Origin of the sequence: Alishewanella sp. WH16-1 (assembly GCF_001441695.1) — a bacterium.
GTDB lineage: Bacteria > Pseudomonadota > Gammaproteobacteria > Enterobacterales > Alteromonadaceae > Alishewanella > Alishewanella agri.
In genome coordinates this window covers 1-21,151 of sequence record NZ_LCWL01000146.1, presented here as the reverse complement: position 1 = coordinate 21,151, position 21,151 = coordinate 1, and the positions used below count along the sequence as shown (strand labels likewise).

Here is a 21,151-nt window from a genome sequence, read left to right as displayed (position 1 = left end):
CGCGCGACGTCGTGCAGATGGCTTTTCGTTTAAGCCATTAACTGCCCGGCAAGTGCCTGAATTTTCTCAACCCCACAAGTGACCCTTGGTATGGGCCACCACTGTTAAGGATTTATCATGCCAGTTATTACTCTGCCAGATGGCAGCCAGCGCGCTTTTGAACAAGCTGTTTCCGTATTAGATGTGGCCAAAAATATCGGCCCGGGTTTAGCTAAAGCGACCATCGCCGGTAAGGTCAATGGTGAGCTGGTTGATGCGTGCGAGCTGATTACCCAGGACGCCAACCTAAGTATCGTTACCATCAAAGATCAGGAAGGCCTGGAAATTATGCGCCACTCCTGTGCCCACTTATTAGGCCATGCCATTAAGCAGCTGTGGCCCAATGTGAAGATGGCGATCGGCCCGGTAATTGAAAACGGCTTTTATTATGATGTCGATCTGGAGCAGCCGATCAGCAGCGACGATTTAGCGGCGCTGGAAGCGCGGATGCTGGAGCTGGCGAAAACCGAATACGATGTGGTAAAGCGCAAAGTCAGCTGGCAGGAGGCCTGGGATACCTTTAATGCCCGCGGCGAAAGCTACAAAATGGAAATTCTGGAGCAGAATATCCCGCGTGACAGCCAGCCGGCGCTGTATCACCACGAAGAATATACCGATATGTGTCGTGGCCCGCATGTGCCAAATATGCGCTTTTGCCAACACTTTAAAATTATGAAAGTAGCCGGCGCCTACTGGCGTGGCGACTCGAAAAACAAAATGCTGCAGCGCATTTACGGTACCGCCTGGGCCGATAAGAAGCAGCTTGCCGCCTATTTAACCCAACTGGAAGAAGCAGAAAAGCGCGATCACCGTAAAATCGGTAAGGCTTTGGGTTTATTCCACTGGCAGGAAGAAGCGCCGGGCATGGTGTTCTGGCACAACGATGGCTGGACCATCTTCCGTGAGCTGGAAACCTTCGTGCGTGAAAAGCTGGGTCAGTATGACTACGACGAAGTAAAAGGTCCCTTTATGATGGACCGGGTGCTGTGGGAGAAATCCGGGCACTGGGAAAAGTATGCCGAAAATATGTTTACTACCCAGTCTGAGCACCGTGAGTATGCCATTAAGCCAATGAACTGCCCGGGTCATGTGCAGATCTTTAACCAGGGCTTAAAATCTTACCGTGATTTACCACTGCGGATGGCGGAGTTTGGTTGCTGTCACCGTAATGAGCCATCAGGTGGCTTACATGGTCTGATGCGGGTACGCGGCTTTACGCAGGACGATGCCCATATCTTCTGTACCGAAGAGCAGGTGCAGACTGAAGTGACCAAGTGTATCAAGATGGTATTTGATACTTACAGCACCTTTGGCTTTAAAAACATTAAGGTCAAGCTGTCGACCCGGCCAGCCCAGCGTATCGGCTCAGATGAAATCTGGGATCGCGCCGAGCAGGGTCTGATCGATGCGTTAAAAGCGAATGATATTGCCTACGACCTGCAGCCGGGCGAAGGTGCTTTCTATGGCCCGAAAATCGAATTTACACTGCACGACTGTTTAAACCGTGCCTGGCAGTGCGGCACTATCCAGCTCGATTTCGCCTTACCAGGCCGTTTGGGTGCCAGCTATGTGGCGGAAAGTGGTGAACGGCAGGTGCCGGTCATGATCCACCGCGCGATTTTGGGTTCACTGGAGCGTTTTATCGGTATTCTGATTGAAGAATACGCTGGCTTCTTCCCAACCTGGTTAGCGCCAACCCAGGTGGTGGTGATGAATATTACCGATAATCAGGCCGAATATGTGCAACAATTAGTAAAAACTTTCAAATCTCAGGGCATAAGAGCAATAAGTGACTTGAGAAATGAGAAGATAGGCTTTAAAATCCGCGAGCACACGCTTAAGCGCGTCCCGTACCTGGTGGTAGTTGGTGACAAAGAAGTTGAAGCTGGCGATATCGCAGTCAGAACCCGCAAAGCAGAGGATCTGGGCAAGATGTCGGTGGCTGCTTTTGTTGAAAAACTCACTGCAGAAATTAAAAACCGGACCGCGAGCTAAGCAAACAGGAAACTTTTTCGGAGGAACATACTATTAAAGTAGGAAAGAAAACATTACCTTCAAACCGTCCTAACCGGATTAATGAAGAAATTAACGTACCAGAGGTACGCTTAATTGGTGTAGAAGGTGAACAGCTGGGTGTAGTCAGTATTGCTGAAGCCAATCGTCTGGCAGAAGAAAGCGGCGCCGATTTAGTAGAAATCAGCCCGACAGCTGAACCGCCAGTATGTAAGTTGATGGACTACGGTAAGTTCCTGTTCGAAAAAGGTAAAGCTCTGAAAGAGCAAAAGAAGAAGCAAAAACAGATCCAGATTAAGGAAATTAAATTCCGGCCTGGAACTGATGAAGGCGATTACCAGGTAAAACTACGCAACCTGCGTCGCTTCATTGAAGAGGGTGACAAAGCTAAAGTAACGCTGCGCTATCGTGGTCGTGAAATGGCGCATCAGGAAATCGGTATTGAGATGTTGACTCGAATTAAAGAGGATCTGTCTGATATCGCCATCTGCGAATCTTTCCCGAATCGGGTAGAGGGTCGTCAGATGATCATGATGCTGGCCCCAAATAAGAAGTAATAAGCGCCTACAAGTTTAATAAGCTGCGGCATGCCGCAGTTTTTTAACGCCTTATTATTCGTTGTAACTTAACAATGCGAGTTTAAAAACTATGCCTAAGATGAAAACCAATAAAGGTGCCGCGAAGCGTTTCAAAAAGACTGCTTCTGGTAGCTTTAAACGTAAGCAATCACACCTTCGCCACATTCTGACGAAGAAGTCTTCTAAGCGTAAGCGTCAGTTAGGTCCAAAAACCTTAGTCGCTAAAGTCGATATCGCCGGCTTAGTCCGTTGCATGCCGTACGCATAAGTCATTAGGAGACAGAAATGCCAAGAGTTAAACGTGGTGTCACGGCGCACGCGCGCCATAAGAAGGTATTAAAGCAGGCTAAAGGTTACTACGGTGCCCGTAGCCGTGTTTACCGGGTTGCTTTCCAGGCCGTTATCAAAGCCGGCCAATATGCTTACCGTGACCGTCGTCAGCGTAAGCGTCAGTTCCGTCAACTGTGGATCGCGCGTATCAACGCTGCGTCACGGATGAACGGTTTATCTTACAGCCGTTTAATTGCAGGTCTGAAAAAGGCTTCAATTGAAATCGACCGTAAGATCCTGGCCGATATCGCTGTATATGACAAAGCGGCTTTCACTGCTATCGTAGCTAAAGCAAAAGACGCTTTAGTTTAAGATTAGTGTGAAGCATAAAAAAACCACCGCAAGGTGGTTTTTTTATGCCTGTTTGTTTGTATTTGACCCCGAACAAGGTTCGGGATCAGAAACCTAAGGTTAGTTAACGGCTGGAATTAATTCCATAATCACCTGGTTGTTATAAAACAACTGTAATTTATCGGCATTCACTTCGGCGCGGTCAGCTTGCTGCAGCTTCTCGGTAAACTGCTGCTCGATGTTGCTGGCATCGGCGCAATACTTACGGGTACTGGCCAGTTGCTGCACAGCAAAGGTGTTGGCGCGCTGCTGATAGCTGGCATTAAAGTTATTACAGCCACTGAAGCCGTATAACTTATCTTTTTCAAAAATCAGCCGTACATTCAGTGAGTGCGGGATATAGCGATCGGCAATTTTTTCCGCGCGCCAGACAATGCCTTGTAAGTCTTTCATCGCAAATTGGTCCGGGCAGGTGGCATTGGGCCAGAACTGCTCGAACTTATCAATAAACAAGGTATCAGCACCATTCTGATCGGCGCCCTTACGGCCCACCAGGCTGGCAATTACCGCCTTGTTATTAAAACGGCTATCTTGCTGGTACAACCGCATCATCGGCAGATGGTTCTGCGTGTTGGCGACAGGCAGACTCTCACCGGTTTTACACTTTACAAAGGTTGCCTGATTATTTTGCAGCCGGTACAAGCCTAACATTGGCTGACGGCTATCCAGTTTCTTAACAGCCGTTAAGCGATTCAGCTGATAGGCATCCGAGTTTAAGATCGGACGGCCTGATAAATCGGTCATCACTAATTGCTGATTAGAGCGGAAATGGAAGGAGGGCAGTGTAACCTGCTGGTTAACTAAATGCAGAGTACGACGCTCTAATAACCATGAACCGCTGATAAGTTCAACTTGACCTCGTTCCAGGTATTCCTGACGGGCTTCAAAGCGGCCATCACGGTACAGATTAATGTGGTAGCTTATACCCGGGCAATCGGCACAGGGCAACACGCCTTCAAAGGTCATATCACTATCAATAAAGATATGCTCAAAATCGGTCGCCAGGGCCTCAGTTGTTTCACTATTAGCAACCTCATTCGCATCGACCACCTCTGCTGGCACCGGAATAGCCGGTTTTTCAACGGGCGCCGGTCTGGACAATTTCGCCGGTGGCTCCGAGCCAAAGTAAGGTAGCTGACTACAGGCTGTTAAACAGAGTGAACTAGCAATCAACAGTTTCTTCATAGCAGATCTCAGCAAAAAATTTGGCGCATTATAACGCAGCCGACAATTCGGCACAGGGCTATTTTAGCGATAACCCAGTAAAGTCACTTTCACCCGCGCGGCAGTGTCCCGGGGGTGTTCTTGCATAAAGCAGTGACCACCTGCAACCTGCGTTGTCTGTACCGCTGGATTCAGCTGTTGCCACTTAGCCACCGCTTTGACCACAAAAGGAAAAGTCTGTTCACCGTAAAATACACTAATCGGTGCTGCCGCTTTGCGTAGTGCCGGCCATAATCCTTTTGGGTAGGAGCTGAAGATCTCGGCTTCCCGCTCGGGCCGGCATTTTAGCTGCAGCTCGCCGGCATCAGTTTTTAAGGCATGGTCGACATAGGCGCCCAGTGCTTCCGGATGCCAGCTTTGAAATAAACTGCGGCTTTGCAGATACTCGACGGCACTATGCCGATCCGGCCAACGCTGCCGGCGGCGCAGTGCAGCTTTGGCTAATGGATTCTTTTTAAACAGCCGCACGCCTTCTAAGGTGCGGGCCAGGAGAATCATTGATGGCGGAAACAGTACCGGATCGAGCAATAGCAACCCTTGAAACAGCCCCGGATGCCCGGCATGCATTAACGCCGTTAACACACCGCCAAAGCTATGGCCCATGCCATACACCGGCACTGCGCCATATTGCGGGCGATGTGCCAAAAACGCCTGGGCGGCTAGCTCAGCGGCGACATTCCAGCCTAAAAAGGGGCCGCCATGATCGCTGTCGCCATGGCCTTGGGCATCAGATAAAAACAAATCGTAGTCGGCGGCTAACTCTGCCAGTAGTGGTTGATAACTGCGGGCACAAAAACCGTTGCCGTGCAAAAAGTGGATAACCGGTTTACCGGACACCGGGGTTTGCCAGCCGCGCAGGGTAAAGCCATAGCGGGTATGGAAGGACCAGGGAATTAACTGCATGCTCAGCCTTTATTTATAATCTGCCTTTATTTGGTGCCAAACAACTTATCACCGGCATCACCTAAGCCCGGCAGAATATAGCCATGCTCGTTCAAGCCCTGATCGATAGCAGCGGTATAGAGTTCAATATCGGGATGAGCGTTTTGCAAAGCAGCAATGCCCTCAGGCGCTGCGACTAATACCAGCGCTTTGATTTGGGTACAACCCTGTTGTTTTAATAAGTCGATAGTCGCAATCATCGAGCCGCCGGTGGCCAGCATCGGATCAATAATAATCGCCAGCCGCTGGTCTATTTCCGGTGCCAGTTTTTGAAAGTAGGGAACAGGTTGCAGTGTCGTTTCGTCGCGGTAAATGCCGACCACACTAATACGGGCACTGGGGATCAGATCCAGCACGCCGTCAAGCATCCCCAGGCCGGCACGTAAAATCGGCACTACGGTCACTTTTTTACCCTGAATTTGTTTGATCTGACAGGGGCCGCTCCAGGCTTCAATCGTCACCGTTTCTGTTGGCAAATCTTTAGTGGCCTCATAAGTCAGCAGGCTACCCAGCTCTACGGCTAGTTGTCGGAATTGCCGGGTGTTGATGTCGGCAGCTCTGAGCAAACCAATTTTGTGTTGTACCAGCGGATGAGAAACTTCGACGACGCGCATGGTTAGCTCCCTTATTGCATAAAGTCATGATGTAGGCGGCGATAATACGGCAGGCAGGCGGCCATGAGCAAGTTTTACCCTGCCAGTCAGTTGTACCGAATTTTATTTGTCACTTGTCAGACCAGAAATGCGTTTGTGACTTGACAGACCAGTTATTCAAACGTACATTTCAAACAGGTGTTTAAAAGTATGTTTAACGGCGTAGTGAAGAATGAGCAGTAAAGTGCAGACTCAACAACGTATTCTGGATGCAGCCCAGAGCTTATTTGCGGAAAGTGGCTTTAATGACACCTCTTTACGGCAAATTACCACTAAAGCCGAAGTCAATTTAGCGTCGGTGAACTATCACTTTGGCTCGAAGAAAGAGCTGATCCAAGCGGTGTTACAGCGTTACCTGCAAGTACTGATGCCGCGACTGGATCAGGAGTTTGACCGCTTGCTGGCCAGTCAAAAACCGAATGATTTAACCCAGATCTTATCCGTCTTCGTGAAACCCTTGCTGGATCTAAACCAATTACAACGCCGCGGTACCCGCACCTTTTTACAATTATTGGGCCGCGGTTATACCGATGTACAGGGGCATTTACGTTGGTTTATCAATCATCATTATGGCCGCACTCTGGATAAGTTCGTGTTACTGGTGCAGCAAAGCTGCCCACATTTGCCGCAAAGCGAAGTGTTCTGGCGGCTGCATTTCTCGCTGGGTTCTATTGTGTTTACGATGGCTTCCAGTGATGCGCTGGCTGAGATTGCCCAGGCTGATTTTAATGAAGCGGTGGATATTGAAGGGGTGATCCGCCGTTTAATCCCTTATCTCGGTGCTGCTATTGCGGCGCCGGTTTATTCTCAAGACCTTAAAACCGTTGCCTGATGCTGGAAGGAAGCTGATATGGTGTATTTGTTAATAATAGTGGCGATACTGGTGGTGCTGTTTGGCGTAACCTCCATTCGTCGTAGTCTGATTACCAAGCCGGTGTTTGGTATTTTCAAGAAAATTTTACCGCCCTTGTCAGATACTGAGCGTGAAGCGATGGAAGCCGGTGATGTCTGGTGGGATGGCGAGCTATTTAAAGGCAAGCCGGATTGGCAAAAACTACATGCCATTCCCAAAGCCGAGTTGTCAGCCGACGAGCAAGCCTTTATGGATAATCAGGTGGAAACCCTGTTAACCATGCTGGACGATTATAAAATCGTGCAGGAAGACCGCGATCTGCCAAAGGCGGTGTGGGATTACATTAAACGCGAAGGTTTCTTTGCGATGATTATTCCGAAAGCCTATGGTGGCCGCGAGTTTTCGGCCATTGCCAACTCGACCATCGTCTCACGCATCGCAACCCGCAGCTTAACCGCGGCGGTAACCATTATGGTGCCGAACTCTTTAGGCCCGGGTGAGCTGCTGATGCATTATGGTACCCAGGAGCAAAAAGATCGCTGGTTACCAACGCTGGCAAATGGTACCGATGTGCCGTGCTTTGCCTTAACCGGCCCGGAAGCAGGCTCTGATGCCGGTGGTATTCCGGATACCGGTGTAGTGTGTAAAGGCCAGTTTGAAGGCAAAGACGTGCTGGGCATTCGCCTGAATTGGGATAAGCGCTATATTACGCTGGCGCCGGTTGCGACGGTACTGGGTTTAGCCTTTAAGCTGTATGACCCGGAAAAACTATTAGGTGATAAAGAAGAGCTGGGGATTACCTGTGCTCTGATCCCAACCAGCCACCCTGGCGTGCAGATTGGGGATCGCCATTTCCCAATGAATATGGCCTTTATGAACGGTACCACCTACGGTAAAGATGTGTTTATTCCGCTGGACTGGATTATCGGTGGCCCCTCTTATGCTGGCCGCGGTTGGCGGATGCTGGTGGAGTGTTTATCAGCCGGCCGGGGGATTTCACTACCGGCGCTGGCGACCGCAACCGGCCACTTAGCGGCACGGATGACTGGCGCTTATGGTTATGTACGCCAGCAATTCGGCATGTCGATTGGCAAGTTTGAAGGTGTACAGGAAGGTTTAGCGCGCATTGGTGGTTTAACTTACACCTTAGAAGCGATGCGCGTAATGACCGCCGGTGCTATCGATTTGAAACTGAGCCCATCGGTAGTGACGGCTATCGCTAAATACCATATGACAGAGATGTCGCGTACCTTATTAAACGATGCTTTTGATATCCATGCCGGTAAGGCCATTCAATGTGGTCCGATGAACTATCTGGCTCACGGCTATATGGGCGTACCGATCTCGATTACGGTAGAAGGGGCTAATATCCTGACCCGTAACCTGATGATTTTCGGCCAGGGTGCGACCCGTTGCCATCCTTATGTATTGGCAGAGCTGGAAGCCGCAGCCAATCCAAATGCCGAAGAAGGTCTGGCGCAGTTCGATAAGCTGTTAATGGCGCATATCGGCTTTGCGGTAGGGAATACCTTCTCTGCCCTGTGGCAGGGTTTAACAGCCGGCGCCTTCAACAGCGCCCCGGTATCGGGCGAAACGGCCCGCTACTACAAGCAATTAAGCCGCATGAGCCGTGCGTTGGCGTTAAGTGCTGATATTTCGATGTTGATGCTGGGCGGTGATTTAAAACGCAAAGAGATGCTGTCCGCGCGCTTAGGTGACGTGTTAAGCCAGCTGTATATTGCGTCCTGTGTACTGAAGTTCTTTGAAGACAATGGTCGTCAGCAGGCCGATCTGCCGTTCGTGCATTACAGTGTGCAGCGTTCGCTGTTTGAAATCGGTAAAGCCTTTGATGGTTTCTTTGCTAACTTCCCGAACCGGGTTGTGGCACGGACTATCCGTACGCTGGTATTCCCGTTTGGTATTGGCTACAAGATGCCGTCAGACGCGGTGGCCCAGCAAATTTGTGAAGCCTTATCTAAGCCAAATACGCTGCGCGATCGTCTGACCCATCTGTGCTATATGGGTAAAGATGAAGACGATGCTACGGGCTTAATGGAAAATGCTTTTGTCGCGATGTATAACGCTCAGCCATTGCTGAAGAAAATTGCCCAGGCGCAAAAAGCCGGTCAATTACCACGCAAACAGCCGCTGCTGGATAGTATTAATCAGGCGTTAGCGGCCAGTATTCTGACGGAACAGGAAGCGGCCAGCCTGCGCAAGATGAACCAGCTGCGCTTTAAAGCCATCAGTGTTGATAGCTTTAAACCCGGCGTGCTGGAAGGCATGAGCGTGGGCAAGCGTGATGCGGCGTAATTAATGCAGCCATAGTAAAACCGGAGCCAGGTGCTCCGGTTTTTTTATTGGTTTTCGATTGGTAAAGTCCGGAAAAGCGTTAGAATAGGCCCGACCACGAATAGCACCAATAATAAGAGGTAACTACATGGCGCAAAGTACAATTCGTCTGGCCACGGTAGCCGATGTGCCACTGATATTGAAATTTATTCAGGGATTGGCGGAATATGAAAAGCTGGCGCATGAGGTAGTAGCAACCGAACAGAAGTTAACCGAAACCTTATTTTCAGCACGACCTGCCGCTGAAGTGGTGATTGCTGAATATCAGGGACAGCCTGCAGGTTTTGCGTTGTTTTTCCACAATTACTCGACCTTTCTGGCCAAGCCGGGTTTGTATCTGGAAGATCTGTTTGTGTTACCCGAGTACCGTGGCAAAGGTTTAGGTAAATTACTGCTGACCTATTTGGCGAAACTCGCCGTAGACAGAGGTTGTGGCCGCTTCGAATGGTCGGTACTGGATTGGAACCAACCCGCCATCGATTTCTATCAGGCACAGGGCGCGGTCTTAATGCATGATTGGCGGATCAATCGGGTAACGGGTGATAAGTTAACGGCACTGGCCAGCCAGTATCAGCCAGTGTAAAGGCTGCAGCAGTATATTGGAGCAGTAGATGACGAAGGATCCGAAAAAGCAAAATACCAAGCCGGTAGTACCGGTAGAGCCGCAGCCAGCAAAAGTCGCGCCCAAAATGGTAAAGCGGCGGCAAAAAGGTGACTTTTGGATTAACCTCAGCATCGCCTTGTTTATCAGCGTTTGTCTGCTGATTCTTGGTTTTGAATTGTTAATTAAGATTGCCGGCTAGACAGCATTTTCAGTGACTGTTTGACCGCAAGCATGGCTGTATTAGCACTAAAACAATAAGGGAGGCAATCGCCTCCCTTATTTGCTCCGCACATCGATAGCCCAATGTCGCTAGAACCTTAGAGTGGGCCGCGGGCAATAATTTCCTGCGCCATCTGGTCGGCGACCGTACTGGTGGGTTTATCTTCGGCATCGGCACGTTCAAAAATCCGCAGTAGCGTATCGTAAATTTGCATCACTTTAGCGGTAGACTCCGCAGCATTATAACCCTGTGGACGCATTTCAAAGGCCACGTTGATAATACCGCCGCCGTTAATAACGTAGTCCGGTGCATACAGAATGCCTGAATCACGTAGCTTCTGTCCATGCTCTGGCCGTTTTAACTGGTTGTTGGCACAGCCGGCAACCACTTTCGCTTTTAACTGCGGAATGGTGTCATCATTTATAGTGGCGCCCAGCGCACAAGGGGCGTAGATATCAGCTGCTACACCGTAGATATCATTCAGGCCGACGGCAGTGGCGCCAAATTGCGCTACGGCACGGTTTACCGCATCCTGGTTAATATCAGTAACAATCAGTTTCGCGCCTTCTTTGTGCAGGTGCTCACACAGATAGAAACCAACGCTGCCTAAGCCCTGCACGGCAACCGTTTTACCGGCTAAATCGGCAGAACCAAATTGATGTTTGGCCGCGGCTTTAATGCCCTGATAGGTACCCAGCGCTGTAAACGGACCCGGATTACCGCTTTTACCTTCTAAACCGGCAACAAAAGGCGTTTCCTGATGCACCTGCATAATGTCATGGGTAGTGATATTGACGTCTTCCGCACTGTAGTAGCTGCCACCTAAGCGATGTACCATACGGCCAAAGGCTTTAAACAGTGCTTCCGATTTGATGGTCTTGGCATTACCGATAATCACCGACTTGCCGCCACCCAGGGGTAAACCGGCCATGGCGTTTTTATACGTCATACCGCGTGATAAACGCAGTACGTCCACCAGTGCATCTTCGTCTGATGCATAATCCCACAACCGGCAGCCACCGACAGCTGGCCCTAAACGGGTGCTATGAACGGCGATAATGGCTTTTAAACCGGTTTCCTGATCACTGCAGAACACGACTTGCTCGTGCTGATCAAACTCTGGGTGATTAAATACGGCCACAACGGACTCCCTTGCAAGAATAGCTATTACAGCTGGATAGTTTACGTTTACGTTAACTGCGACTTTCGTCGTAATGGCGCGGAATGTACCATTTTGGCTAACTGAAAGCCAGCCCTGCACACAACTTGAACCTGGTCTGGCCAGTAGCGGCGTTTTGCTATTCAGTAAAGCTTGATTGTCGGGAACAGCTCACATAAAGTAGCGGCATTGATAACACAGGAAGTCATTTTATGAGTGAGCAGTTAACTCAGCAAACAAACGAATTAACCGACGAGCAGCGTGCTGCCTGGGTAAGAACACAGTTTCAAAAAGCCAACGAATATCTGGCGACCAAAGGCATTATTCCAGACAATGTCGCCGTAAGTGAGAGCCGTTACCTCCCGCCACTCGTAGCGATTTGGAAATTAAATACCCGTGATGCTAAGTCATTCTGGGTGATTAGCGGTGATTTGCCCACTGATCATATGCCGCTCAGTGCCGCTCCGAATGCCCGTGAAGCGATGCGATCTTTTGCCTTACACTGGCAATTAAAAGCCGAGCAAATTGCCCAGGCCGGCTTTAGTGACCAAACGCAGGTCGACTTTGCTAACTTATTGGTTAACCGAGCAGAAGGCCTGTATGACTTGTTCGATAACGAACAGTTATGGCAAGGACAGTAACTTAACTGTCAAGTTTTGTTGCCATAAAAAAGCCGCTGATGCGGCTTTTTTTATGGCTGGCGTCAGGCCTTATTCTTCAAAATACCACAGACCCTGATTAATCAGATCGGTGATTAACAGCAGTCGCTCTTCGCGCGCGGTAAAGTGTAAGCATTGTTGCCGGTCAATACGTTTACTGTCGCACAATAATTGCGTGGTCGTCAGCTCTTCCGCCGGCAGTACAATGTTATTGCCGTTAATAAACAGTTGGATATCGCTGTTGTCCGTGGCCTGATAATAACAGCAGCGCAGGCCGCCAAGGCGCGCCAGTACCGAGCCTTCTTCCAGGTATTCCGCAATTTCCTCGGCCTGATAATGCGGGTCTGGCTCTTGCTGATCCAGCTCATGTTTGGCCTGGGTAATATACTGGCCAAACCATAGCGGTAGTGTGTCGCGGTCACTGACCAGTTGCACCAACAGCTGCTGCACCTGATCCAGATCCTGCTCACTAATCGCACCGATATTAGCAGTCAGGTTGCGATCAGGATCGCTAAAGCGTTTCCCGCTGATATCATTATCCAATAGATAATCGGCTAAACCGGTCAGTAAGTCTTTTTGTGCCGGCGCCCGGAAACCGACTGAGTAGTTCAGACTGTTCTCCAGTGAAATCCCTTCGTGTGGGCAGCCAGGTGGAATATATAAAATATCACCCGGCTCCATAATCACATCAATACAGGCGGTAAAGGGCGTGACTTGCAGCAGGCGCGGGTGCGGGCAGAATTGCTTTAGCGACGCATCTGGCATACCAACCCGCCAGTGTCTTTTACCTTCGCCCTGGATAATAAACACATCATATTGATCCAGGTGCGGACCGACACCGCCACCCGGCGTGGAAAAGCTGACCATCAGATCATCAATCCGCCAGTTTGGAATAAAGCGAAATGGTTCAATCAACTCCGCCGCCGGTGGATGCCAGTGGTCAACCGCCTGCACCAGGATAGTCCAGTCCTTGTCGCCATAGCGGTTAAAGTCTTCAAAGGGGCCGGTTTCCAACTGCCAGTTACCGTCACGACATTCGACCAGTCGTGATTCGACGTCATCTTCCAACGCCAGACCCGCCAGCTCATCCGCTGACAGCGGATCCTGAAAGTTCTTAAAGCCTTGTTTAATCAACAGCGGCTGCTTTTGCCAGTACTGCTGCATAAAATCGGCCAGGCTTAATTCACCCAGATTTAACTGATACATTTTAGGATCCCAAGTAAAGCAGCTGAATTTACGATTACAGAGCAAGAACCAGATTGCTTACGCCAAGACGCCGTAAATACATCCCTGTAGGCTTCATTCAGGCATCCATGCCTTCAAGACTTGGCTTAAAGCAATCCGGTTCCCTGCTAATAAAGTTACTGGATTAGTCCAGTAACTCTACCAGGCGAATGGCATCACCGATATAGCCGGCAGGTGACAGCTGCTTCATCTCGGCTTTTACCGCATCCGGCAGTGCCAGACCATCAATAAAGACGGCCAGATCGGCGGCGCTGATCCGCTTACCACGGGTCAGTTCTTTTAACTTCTCGTACGGCTTTTCAATGCCATATTTACGCATTACCGTCTGCACCGGCTCGGCCAGTAATTCCCAGTTGGCGTCCAGCTCGGCCAGCAGGTTGGCTTCGTTCACTTCCAGCTTGCTAATCCCTTTTAACGTGGCTTGATAGGCAATTAGCGTATAGCCAAAGCCGACACCGAGATTACGCAGCACGGTAGAGTCGGTCAGATCACGCTGCCAGCGTGATACCGGTAACTTGGCGGATAAGTGGTTAAACAGCGCATTGGCGATGCCGAGGTTACCTTCTGAGTTTTCAAAGTCGATCGGGTTAACCTTATGCGGCATGGTTGAAGAGCCGATTTCGCCGGCCACGGTTTTTTGCTTAAAGTGACCCAGTGCAATATAGCCCCAGACATCGCGGTCAAAATCCAGCAGAATGGTATTAAAACGGGCGATGGCATCAAACAGCTCGGCAATATAATCATGCGGCTCAATTTGCGTGGTGTAGGGGTTCCAGCTGATACCCAGCGAGCTGACAAAACGCTCGGCAAAGGCATGCCAGTCCAGCGTCGGGTAGGCTGATAAGTGCGCGTTGTAGTTACCGACCGCGCCGTTAATTTTACCCAGCAGGCTGACCGCCGCAATTTGCTCACGCTGGCGCTTTAAACGCACATAGACGTTTGCCAGCTCTTTGCCCATCGTCGTTGGGGACGCCGGTTGGCCGTGGGTACGTGCCATCATCGGCACCGCTTTTAACTCCAGTGCCAGCTTTTTAATTGCTGTTAGCAATGCATCACATTCAGGCAGTAATACGCTGTCACGCGCTTCACGCAGCATCAGCGCATGTGACAGGTTATTGATATCTTCAGAGGTACAGGCAAAGTGGATAAATTCACTGATGGCGGCAAGTTCGCTGTTGCCGGCGACTTTTTCTTTTAACAGGTATTCAACGGCTTTCACGTCGTGGTTAGTGGTGCGCTCGATATCTTTCACACGCTGGGCATCGGCCAGACTAAAGTTATCGACAATCTGATTTAACAGCGCATTGGCCTCTGCGGATAACGCCGGTACTTCGCTGATTGCCGGCTCGGCGGCCAGCTGTTGTAACCAACGCACTTCGACCAAAACCCGGTACTTGATTAAACCAAACTCGCTGAAAATCGGGCGCAGTGCGGCAGCTTTGCTACCGTAGCGGCCGTCGACCGGCGAAATGGCAGTAAGGGCATTAAGTTCCATGAAAACTCCTGATCTTATAGTGCGGGAAGACTGGCGAGTGCGGCTTTCGCGGCGGCCAGTATTTTCCGTCGTTTAAAAATAAAGTTTAGCCGGCTACCGCCAGCCTGACGCCAGAGTACGGCAGAGCGGATCGCCGCCAGCAGCAGGGCGCGCACTTTTTGCTGCACACTGCTTTGACTGAGTAACTCAGGTTGGCCGTAAATTTGAATGCGGGCACCCAGGCTGCTAATGCAGTCGGTATAGATATCGGCCAGTTTGCCAATAATAGTGTCGTCGGTGACGCTAAAATGCTGTAACTGTCGTTCCAGTTGTGACAGCTGTTTACCCAGCTCCGCCATATTGTCACGGTTTTTATTCAGCCGCCGCTCCAGCGCCAGTACGCCAACCAGATAGCGCGTTAGCTCGACGTCTTTTTTGGGAGCGTCGCCAAGCTGCTCGATAATCAGCTGTAAACCTTCACGCAGGTTGGATAATTCACCACCATAAATATCTAACGGGGTAGCCGGATTCAGATTTATTACGCTATTGAGCATAATTTCCAGTTGGGCATGCTGCGAATCGGTGCTGCGCGCGACCTTTTGTACCAGCTTAGCGGCCTGACACAGACCCGCCAGCGCATAAATTTGCGTTTCTAACGATGCTTGCATATTAGTTTAGTGCCTCATCAATAATGCCACCGCCGAGGCAAACCTCATCCAGATAGAATACTGCTGACTGACCCGGTGTAACCGCTTTTTGTGGGCTATCAAAAGTCACTTGCAGCCGGCCATCAGAGCGCGGCGTTACGGTGCAGGGAATATCATGCTGCCGGTAGCGGGTTTTAACTGTTAAGCGGCAAATTTGCTGTGGCCCGGTGCGATCCACCCAGTGCAGTTGACTGGCGATAAGGCCGCTGGATAGCAGCGCCGGGTGATCATGGCCCTGCGCAACCAGTAACTGGTTGAGCGTGAGATCTTTGCCGACCACATACCAGGGATCGTCGCCGCCATCGCGTAAACCGCCAATACCTAAGCCTTTACGCTGGCCCAGGGTGTGATACATCAGGCCTTCGTGGCGGCCGATAATTTTGCCATCATCAATACTGACAATCTCGCCCGGCTGCGCCGGTAAATACTGCTGCAGAAAATCTTTAAATTTGCGCTCGCCGATAAAGCAGATGCCGGTGGAGTCTTTTTTATCATGGGTGACAAGGCCTTGCTGCTCAGCAATGGCGCGTACGGCCGGCTTTTCCAAATCGCCAACCGGAAACAAGGTTTGTGCAATATGTTGCTCGGCCAGGGTGTAGAGGAAGTAGCTTTGATCTTTATTGTGATCCAGACCACGCAGCATTTGCCAGTGACCATCCTGATAACGGCGGCGTACATAATGGCCGGTAGCGATATAGTCAGCGCCCAGCGCTTCGGCGGCAAACTCCAGAAAGGCTTTAAACTTGATTTCTTTGTTGCACATAATGTCCGGGTTAGGGGTGCGCCCGGCTTTATATTCGGCTAAGAAATACTCGAACACATTGTCCCAGTATTCGGCGGCAAAGTTGACCTTGTGTAATTTGATACCCAGTTTATCGCATACGGCCTGGGCATCAGCCATATCTTCTGCGGCAGCACAGTATTCGTCGTTGTCGTCTTCTTCCCAGTTTTTCATAAACAGGCCTTCCACCTGATAACCCTGTTGTAATAACAGGTAAGCGGAAACGGATGAATCGACGCCGCCGGACATCCCGACGATTACTTTTTTACTGCTGTTCTCTGACATGACACCGCGCTTTTAGAGAGCCCAAAACAAAGGCGCGGATTATAACACCAAAATAGCCGGGCAAAAATGTTCACCGAGGGAAAAATGCAGAGCAACCTGCGAGTTGCTACTAACAAAGCGGTTGAATCAACGACAGTGGCAGTCGGGTGCCAGCTAAACAGAGATCAATGGCATCCAACACCAACTGACTGCGGGGTGGCAGCTTTTGCGCCAGTAACTCGTTTTTACTTAGCCAATGCAGTGCCAGGATATCCGGATCCTGGGGGCGAAACGCTGGCGGCAGGCTGTCGGGTTCAAACAGAAAGTTTACCCGGACATAGGTATGACCATTGCTGGCTTTGAGTTGTGACAGACCCAGCCAGGCGGTCGGCAGTAAGGTCAAACCGGTCTCCTCGTAAACCTCTCGGCAGACGGCGCTAAGCAAATCCTCATCTTCTTCCATATGGCCGGCCGGTTGGTTGAGGACTTCCCGACCACTGAGTTTGTCGCGCTCCTGTACCAGTAAAAACTGGCCCTGATAATAAACCACCGCTGCTACTGTCAGATGGAGTCTGTTCCTGCTCATGCTATTCCTTGTTGTCGTCGCTGCCGCGTCAGTGCGGATTACAAATTGATACTACGATACTGCCCCGGCGCCAGATCGTCCAGTTGCCAGTCGCCAATCCTAACCCGCACTAACCGCAGGGTAGGGAAGCCAACTGCGGCTGTCATTCGCCGCACCTGACGGTTACGACCTTCGTGAATGGTCAGGGCCAGCCAACTGGTCGGAATATTGGCCCGATAGCGAACCGGCGGCTGCCGCGGCCAGAGTTCGGGTGCGGCTAAAAGCTCAGCCTGGGCCGGTAGCGTCATGCCGTCGTTAAGTTGTACACCCTGACGCAGCTGTGCCAGAGCCTGTTCGGTAATTTGCCCCTCGACCTGCACCCAGTAGGTTTTCGGTGCTTTAAAGGCCGGATCGGCGATTTTTTGCTGGGTCTTACCGCAGTTGGTTAACAGCAGCAGGCCTTCACTGTCCCGATCCAGCCGGCCGGCAGCATAGATATCCGGAATGGCTAAAAAATCAGCCAGTGTCTGGCGCGGCGGTGTGCTGTTGTCGGTAAACTGACTTAACACATCATAGGGCTTATTAAAGAGTACCAATAGTGGATTTTCTACCTTAGTCCTATTGTTTTTTGCCGAAAAAGCCTTATGTTTTGGCCGGGACGGCCGTTTTTGATTATTCACGCCTGGTCTCTGCATCTGCTAGTAATTGTAGTATTGACTCAGCGCCGCCCGCTGGCGCTGTTTAACCGGTAGTGTGCCGCTGGATGCGCGCTGCCTGTTTTATTCGCCTTGATGCTGATATACTCAGCCGGCTTTGTTTGGCTGCGTTTTAAACAATTTCCATACACGGGTGGCGATGGCCTTGTCATGGCGATCCGGCGCTAACAATACAGGAACTAACATGTCGAAAGAAAGTGCAAAAATTATATACACCATCACTGATGAAGCGCCAGCGCTGGCTACCCAGTCGTTATTGCCGATTATTGAGGCCTTTTCTGCCGCGGCCGGTGTAGCCGTTGAAACCCGTGATATTTCTTTGTCGGGCCGTATTATTGCGAGCTTTCCGGAATTTTTAACTGCTGAACAGCGCATCAACGACGATCTGGCTGAGCTGGGCGAGCTGGCGAAACAGCCGGATGCCAACATTATCAAGCTGCCAAATATCAGTGCCTCTATTCCACAAATGAAAGCAGCGATCAAAGAATTGCAAGCCCAGGGCTATGCGCTGCCAGATTATCCGGAAGAGCCGAAAACCGAGCAGGAGCGTGATGCTAAAGCACGCTACGACAAAATTAAAGGCTCGGCAGTTAACCCGGTATTACGGGAAGGTAACTCTGACCGTCGCGCACCGGCTTCAGTTAAACAATATGCCCGTAAAAATCCGCATAGCATGGGTGCCTGGAGCAGCAGCTCTAAGTCTCATGTCGCTCATATGACGGCCGGCGATTTTTATGGCTCTGAGCAATCCGCGACCATGGCTGCTGATGATGTGCTGAAAATCAGCCTGCAGCAGGCGGACGGCAGCGTCAAAGTACTCAAAGAAAAAGTCGCGGTGCTGGCGGGTGAAGTGGTTGATGCCACCTTTATGAGTGTTAAAGCGCTGCGTGACTTCTATGCCGCTGAAGTAGAAAGCGCGAAAGCGCAGGGCGTACTGTTCTCGCTGCATTTAAAAGCCACCATGATGAAGGTATCAGACCCCATTATGTTCGGTCATGCGGTAAAGGTGTTCTACAAAGAAATCTTCGCCAAATATGCCGCCACCTTTGACAAGCTGGGCGTGGATGTGAACAACGGTATTGGCGATCTGTATGCCAAGCTGCCACAGCTGCCGCAAGCCGAGCAGGACGCTATTGTGGCCGATATCAAGGCGCTGTATGCCAGCAAGCCAGCGATGGCGATGGTGAACTCCGATAAAGGCATTACCAACCTGCATGTACCAAGCGATGTGATTATCGATGCCTCGATGCCAGCGATGATCCGCAGCTCTGGTCAGATGTGGGGCCCGGATGGTCAGTTACATGATACCAAAGCCGTGATCCCGGATCGTTGCTATGCCGGTGTTTATCAGGAAACGATTGAATTTTGTAAGAAGAACGGTGCTTTTGACCCGCGTACCATGGGTTCAGTACCGAACGTCGGCTTAATGGCGCAGAAAGCGGAAGAGTACGGTTCACACGATAAAACTTTCGAAATTCCGGCTGCCGGTACCGTAGTGGTAACTAACGGCCAAGGCGAAGTAGTATTTAGCCATCAGGTCGAAGCTGGCGATATCTGGCGCATGTGTCAGGTAAAAGATGCCCCTATCCGTGACTGGGTAAAACTGGCCGTTAACCGCGCCCGTTTAAGCAACACGCCAGCAGTATTCTGGCTGGATAGCGCCCGCGCTCATGATGCTGAGTTGATTAAGAAAGTACAAAGCTACTTAAAAGAGCACGATACTACTGGTCTGGATCTGCAGATTATGTCGCCGGTTGAGGCTACCCGTCATACTCTGGCGCGGATGAAGCAAGGCTTGGATACGATTTCGGTAACCGGTAACGTGCTGCGTGACTATCTGACTGACCTGTTCCCAATCCTCGAATTGGGTACCAGCGCCAAGATGCTGTCTATCGTGCCACTGATGAACGGCGGCGGCTTGTTCGAAACTGGCGCCGGTGGTTCAGCACCTAAACACGTCGAGCAGTTTGTTGATGAAAACCATCTGCGCTGGGATTCACTCGGTGAGTTCCTGGCGCTAGCAGCATCACTGGAGCATCTGTCTCAGGTTGCCGGTAACAAGGTGGCACAGATCCTGGCCGATACCCTGGATCAGGCGACAGCCTTATTCCTGGACAACGACAAATCACCACGTCGTAAAGCCGGTGAGCTGGACAACCGAGGTAGCCACTTCTATCTGGCGATGTACTGGGCCCGCGCCATGGCAAAACAACAGGCTGACAGCGCACTGGCAGCACGCTTTGCTAAACTGGCGGACACCCTGGAAGCCAGCGAGCAGCAAATTCTGGCGGAGTTAAACGGCGTGCAGGGTAAGGCAGTGGATATCGGCGGTTACTACCGTCCGGATCAGGCCAAAGTAGCTGCAGCGATGCGGCCAAGCGCAACCTTAAACGCGGCGCTGGCAGCACTGTAATAGCGGTGAGCGGCCCGCTATCCGGTCATAACCGGGTCTCGGGCCGGGATAATGTCTTGTTTGCTGTGTTACTAGAGCGTGTTGATCTTTGCGGTATAAAAAACGAACGGCAAATGAGTGCGTTATAATGGTTTCGCCAAAAAACAAAACAACGAACTCAAATGCCGAGACTAATGCTAACAGATAAAACCTGGGATTTACTATCACGAGTGATGTATTTAACGGGCCGAATTTACAAAAAACCGGAACACCGAATGACCCTTGAGGGGATTTTATATCGAATGCGAACAGGTGTTCCTTGGCGGGATGTTCCGCAGGAGTTTGGTCGCTGGAGTAAGATATTCAGACGTTTCAACCTGTGGTCACGCAAAGGCGTGATGGCTGAAATATTTAAATTTCTCAGCTCTTTACATGACCCAGAGTGGGTTTTTATTGACGGTAGTATTGTCAAAGCTCATCAAGACTGCACAACTATTCGTAACAGCCAAAATGAAGCAATTGGCAGCAGCCGGGGTGGTAAAACGACAAAAATCCACTTAGCTGTTGATAGCGGCGGTTTACCAATTCACTTTGAAATATCAGGTGGCCACGTGAATGATATCGTTCATGGCGAATCACTACTTGATGGCATATCGGGTACAGCAATCGTTGCCGCCGATAAAGGATACGATAGCGAAACGCTAAGAGAATTTATTCGTTGCAGAGGCGCAAAACCCGTTATACCACGGCGAATTAATAACAAGACGGGTAACCACGATATCGATTGGAGCATGTATCACTTGAGGCATTTGGTTGAAAATGCGTTTATGAACATTAAAAAATATAGAGCTATATCAACACGATATGATAAGTTGGCGAGAAATTACCAAGCGATGGTAGCCCTTGCATTTAGCATGATGTGGCTACCAATGTGGGTTGATTGAAAAGTGAACAGCAAAGATCAACACGCTCTAGCGCAGTAATCTTAAGACAACAAAAAAGCAGGCGCCGCCTAATGCCGATCAGTTAA

At 50.4% G+C, this 21,151-nt stretch carries 21 protein-coding genes; 11 read left to right on the top strand and 10 right to left on the bottom strand.

The genetic code is table 11. The annotated features are described in order from the left end of the window. Positions 1–117: 117 nt before the first annotated feature. The 4 genes from thrS (at position 118) to rplT (ending at position 3,272) form a co-directional block, all read left to right on the top strand. Positions 118–2,034, top strand: a complete 1,917-nt coding sequence (gene thrS, locus AAY72_RS15595) for a threonine--tRNA ligase (RefSeq protein WP_057788764.1) — start codon at positions 118–120, stop codon at positions 2,032–2,034. Between the two features lie 32 nt (positions 2,035–2,066). Next, positions 2,067–2,609: a translation initiation factor IF-3 gene (infC, locus tag AAY72_RS15590; RefSeq protein WP_082629007.1), complete on the top strand. Its 543-nt coding sequence runs from the start codon at positions 2,067–2,069 to the stop codon at positions 2,607–2,609. Positions 2,610–2,700: 91 nt separating this feature from the next. Beyond that, a complete protein-coding gene (gene rpmI / locus AAY72_RS16625; RefSeq protein WP_008949438.1) occupies positions 2,701–2,898 on the top strand; it encodes a 50S ribosomal protein L35 in 198 nt (65 codons plus the stop codon). A 17-nt stretch (positions 2,899–2,915) separates the two neighbouring features. After that, positions 2,916–3,272 (top strand): 50S ribosomal protein L20, encoded by a 357-nt coding sequence (gene rplT / locus AAY72_RS15585; protein WP_008610188.1) that lies wholly within the window; start codon positions 2,916–2,918, stop codon positions 3,270–3,272. Between the two features lie 99 nt (positions 3,273–3,371). Here the strand turns inward: rplT and AAY72_RS15580 are convergent, their stop codons facing one another. The 3 genes from AAY72_RS15580 to upp form a co-directional block, all read right to left on the bottom strand. Continuing rightward, positions 3,372–4,496, bottom strand: a complete 1,125-nt coding sequence (locus AAY72_RS15580; RefSeq protein WP_057788762.1) for an META domain-containing protein — start codon at positions 4,494–4,496, stop codon at positions 3,372–3,374. Between the two features lie 63 nt (positions 4,497–4,559). Further along, positions 4,560–5,438 (bottom strand): alpha/beta fold hydrolase, encoded by an 879-nt coding sequence (locus tag AAY72_RS15575; protein ID WP_057788760.1) that lies wholly within the window; start codon positions 5,436–5,438, stop codon positions 4,560–4,562. 26 nt (positions 5,439–5,464) lie between these two features. After that, the gene (upp, locus tag AAY72_RS15570; protein ID WP_057788758.1) at positions 5,465–6,091 is read right to left on the bottom strand and encodes a uracil phosphoribosyltransferase; all 627 of its coding nucleotides are present in this window, start codon (positions 6,089–6,091) and stop codon (positions 5,465–5,467) included. A 211-nt stretch (positions 6,092–6,302) separates the two neighbouring features. On the opposite strand from upp, the gene AAY72_RS15565 reads away from it, so the two are divergent. The 4 genes from AAY72_RS15565 to AAY72_RS15550 all read left to right on the top strand — a co-directional run bounded on the left by AAY72_RS15565 (position 6,303) and on the right by AAY72_RS15550 (position 10,138). Next, entirely contained in the window at positions 6,303–6,962 is a 660-nt protein-coding gene (locus AAY72_RS15565) for a TetR/AcrR family transcriptional regulator (protein WP_008983228.1), read from the top strand. An 18-nt stretch (positions 6,963–6,980) separates the two neighbouring features. After that, a complete protein-coding gene (locus AAY72_RS15560; RefSeq protein ID WP_057788755.1) occupies positions 6,981–9,296 on the top strand; it encodes an acyl-CoA dehydrogenase in 2,316 nt (771 codons plus the stop codon). A 127-nt stretch (positions 9,297–9,423) separates the two neighbouring features. Continuing rightward, complete coding sequence (locus AAY72_RS15555; RefSeq protein ID WP_057788753.1) at positions 9,424–9,918, top strand: GNAT family N-acetyltransferase; 495 nt, start codon at positions 9,424–9,426, stop codon at positions 9,916–9,918. Between the two features lie 28 nt (positions 9,919–9,946). Continuing rightward, complete coding sequence (locus AAY72_RS15550; protein WP_057788750.1) at positions 9,947–10,138, top strand: hypothetical protein; 192 nt, start codon at positions 9,947–9,949, stop codon at positions 10,136–10,138. A 118-nt stretch (positions 10,139–10,256) separates the two neighbouring features. Here the strand turns inward: AAY72_RS15550 and AAY72_RS15545 are convergent, their stop codons facing one another. Continuing rightward, on the bottom strand, positions 10,257–11,300 hold the full coding sequence (locus AAY72_RS15545; protein ID WP_008983232.1) for an amino acid dehydrogenase: 1,044 nt from the start codon (positions 11,298–11,300) through the stop codon (positions 10,257–10,259). Positions 11,301–11,530: 230 nt separating this feature from the next. Here AAY72_RS15545 and AAY72_RS15540 point away from each other — a divergent pair, with 230 nt between their 5' ends. Further along, positions 11,531–11,959 (top strand): DUF4826 family protein, encoded by a 429-nt coding sequence (locus AAY72_RS15540; protein WP_057788748.1) that lies wholly within the window; start codon positions 11,531–11,533, stop codon positions 11,957–11,959. A 69-nt stretch (positions 11,960–12,028) separates the two neighbouring features. On the opposite strand, the gene AAY72_RS15535 is transcribed toward AAY72_RS15540, so the two are convergent. The 6 genes from AAY72_RS15535 to AAY72_RS15510 form a co-directional block, all read right to left on the bottom strand. Continuing rightward, positions 12,029–13,183: a cupin domain-containing protein gene (locus tag AAY72_RS15535; RefSeq protein ID WP_057788746.1), complete on the bottom strand. Its 1,155-nt coding sequence runs from the start codon at positions 13,181–13,183 to the stop codon at positions 12,029–12,031. A gap of 163 nt (positions 13,184–13,346) precedes the next feature. Further along, positions 13,347–14,717 carry an adenylosuccinate lyase gene (gene purB, locus AAY72_RS15530; protein ID WP_008610204.1) on the bottom strand — a complete coding sequence of 457 codons (1,371 nt, stop codon included), beginning with the start codon at positions 14,715–14,717 and terminating at the stop codon, positions 13,347–13,349. A gap of 14 nt (positions 14,718–14,731) precedes the next feature. Beyond that, entirely contained in the window at positions 14,732–15,364 is a 633-nt protein-coding gene (gene hflD / locus AAY72_RS15525) for a high frequency lysogenization protein HflD (RefSeq protein ID WP_057788744.1), read from the bottom strand. A gap of 1 nt (position 15,365) precedes the next feature. Further along, entirely contained in the window at positions 15,366–16,469 is a 1,104-nt protein-coding gene (mnmA, locus tag AAY72_RS15520) for a tRNA 2-thiouridine(34) synthase MnmA (RefSeq protein ID WP_057788741.1), read from the bottom strand. 109 nt (positions 16,470–16,578) lie between these two features. Continuing rightward, on the bottom strand, positions 16,579–17,034 hold the full coding sequence (locus AAY72_RS15515; RefSeq protein ID WP_057788739.1) for an NUDIX hydrolase: 456 nt from the start codon (positions 17,032–17,034) through the stop codon (positions 16,579–16,581). A gap of 38 nt (positions 17,035–17,072) precedes the next feature. Next, on the bottom strand, positions 17,073–17,693 hold the full coding sequence (locus AAY72_RS15510) for a pseudouridine synthase (RefSeq protein WP_156411347.1): 621 nt from the start codon (positions 17,691–17,693) through the stop codon (positions 17,073–17,075). A gap of 220 nt (positions 17,694–17,913) precedes the next feature. Between AAY72_RS15510 and AAY72_RS15505 the strand changes: the two genes are divergently transcribed. Together AAY72_RS15505 and AAY72_RS15500 are read left to right on the top strand one after the other, a co-directional pair. Continuing rightward, positions 17,914–20,142, top strand: coding sequence for an NADP-dependent isocitrate dehydrogenase (locus AAY72_RS15505; protein WP_057788735.1), 2,229 nt, complete (start codon positions 17,914–17,916; stop codon positions 20,140–20,142). Positions 20,143–20,303: 161 nt separating this feature from the next. Next, entirely contained in the window at positions 20,304–21,065 is a 762-nt protein-coding gene (locus AAY72_RS15500; RefSeq protein ID WP_057788733.1) for an IS5 family transposase, read from the top strand. Positions 21,066–21,151: the final 86 nt, after the last annotated feature.